The sequence below is a fragment of the Shewanella sp. POL2 genome, assembly GCF_000282755.1.
Lineage (GTDB): Bacteria > Pseudomonadota > Gammaproteobacteria > Enterobacterales > Shewanellaceae > Shewanella > Shewanella xiamenensis.
The window spans coordinates 1-1077 of the sequence record NZ_AKZL01000198.1; the positions used below are offsets into that span (position 1 = coordinate 1).

Sequence of the window (1077 nt, forward strand, 5' to 3'; positions counted from 1 at the left end):
TCGGGACATTCCCCGGTGTTTGTGATGACAGTTGTGTCAACTTGAAGATGATATAACTCGCCGCATCCCGAAAACTCAGTTGATTGGGATGGACCGATGGCAAGCTTTTAGCCATCAGCAACATCTTATATCTAATGAGATTGTAGGCCAGTAGCACGCCCCATAACTCTTGAGTCACCAGCTCCGGTAGTTGACTGCGGAGCGTAAAACGGCTCTCCAGTAGATGTTGTTTCATCTCTCTATAGCCCAGTTCGATTTCCCATCGATGGGCATATAAGTCGACGATGTCTTCGCTGGGGTAACGCATCGGGTCTGTCAACGAGGTCAAAATGGCGACTGACTTACCTTTCACTGTCTTAGTCAATAAACGCGCTTCAAGGGTATCTGGGAGCTGCGGCCATTTCTTTCTGGCTTGAGGTGTCGTGGTGAGTTTCACCCACTGGTCATGTTTCCCCAGCGTTCGCACTACTTCATATTGAGTGCCTTTCTTCAATGGCAACAACCAGTGGCTATCAGGTTGCGCTTGCTGCCAAGCGTGCAGCAGGCCGAGCGAGTAAAATCCTCGGTCAAATAGGGTTAGGCTGTGATTGGGAATGCTAGGAATGAGCTGGGACGCTAAGTTCATTTCATTTTCGGCAACCGAATCAAAGGCGCTGTTGACCAATAAATGGCTGCTTAACTCCATCAAGCAAACCATGCGAATTTGCGGATAAGCCGCTTCGCCTAAAGCGTTGGCGGTTCGTCCAAAGGCGGCTTGATTTTGAACACTATCGGGTGTCCGCCACACGACACCGTCAACACCATACAAGTTAAGACCGCACCAATGAGGATGTTCAGCTCTCGCGTGCCAGGTATTGGCGCTGCGGCTAAATACTTCTCTAATAACCTCACTGCCCAATCGTTTACGCGCCTGAGTCACGGCGCTGCGTGCAACATAATCAATCTCTTGCGGCAAAACAATGTCGAGTTTGTTGATGAGTGACCGAACAGACTCCCCTCGGAACAAAGCCATTCCGATAACGGCCCAAATCATCGCGTCCATCGGCAATTTACGCCGTCTTAACGTCGCAACGCCCT

General features: G+C 50.2%; 1 protein-coding gene. It reads right to left on the bottom strand.

From position 1 onward, the window contains the following. Positions 1-1077 (bottom strand): IS4-like element ISSba6 family transposase (locus tag SHEWPOL2_RS22020; RefSeq protein ID WP_037431833.1); only part of this gene is annotated, 1077 nt, incomplete at both ends.